The organism is Collinsella tanakaei (assembly GCF_016902615.1).
Lineage (GTDB): Bacteria > Actinomycetota > Coriobacteriia > Coriobacteriales > Coriobacteriaceae > Collinsella > Collinsella tanakaei_A.
The window spans coordinates 1-581 of the sequence record NZ_JACJMB010000077.1 but is presented as its reverse complement, the minus strand read 5'-3'; the positions used below and the strand labels follow the sequence as shown (position 1 = coordinate 581).

Here is a 581-nt window from a genome sequence, read left to right as displayed (position 1 = left end):
CCTGCTCGAGTCGATGCTCGGCGAGGTCTCCTACCAGACCGTCCCCGCGACGATGCTCGTGAGGTGCGCCGGCCGCGAGTTCTCGGTGCCCCGGCGCATGATAGGCAGGCGAGCGAGGCTCGTGCTGTCGGCCGACGGCGTGCTCAGGGTCTACGACGGCGGCGACCTCGCGTCCGTCCACGACACGCGCGCCCCGGGAGGGCCGCTCGTCTACGACCCGGCGCACTACGCCGAGGCGCTCGCCGGCAAGCGCTGGTGCGCCGACGGCGACATCGAGGAGGCCGCCCGCCGCAACCTCGAGCTGCTCGGCGGCCTGGGAGGGGGCGGTGCCGCGTGAGCGCGCCGCTGGCCGAGGCGAGCGCGCCGGAGCGCGCCCGCAACAACCTGGAGGAGCTCGGCATGGACGCGATGGCCTCCTCGGCCGCCGAGTACGCCGCCCTCGTCGCCGGCGGGTCCAAGACCTTCTCGCAGGCGCTGATGGAGATGACCGACGCCCAGGTGGCGGCCGTGAGGGCGCGCGACCTGGACCGCCGGGTCGAGAAGGCGAACTTCCCCTTCGTGAAGACGCTCGCCGACTTCGA

Annotated in this window: 1 protein-coding gene and 1 pseudogene; both read left to right on the top strand. The window is 73.8% G+C overall.

The genetic code is table 11. From position 1 onward, the window contains the following. On the top strand, positions 1–337 hold a 337-nt coding region (locus tag H6A21_RS10780; RefSeq protein ID WP_428840767.1), incomplete at its 5' end, for a Mu transposase domain-containing protein. Beyond that, a pseudogene (locus H6A21_RS10775) lies at positions 334–581 on the top strand (IS21-like element helper ATPase IstB); the annotation flags it as partial. The gene H6A21_RS10780 and the pseudogene H6A21_RS10775, both read left to right, overlap by 4 nt.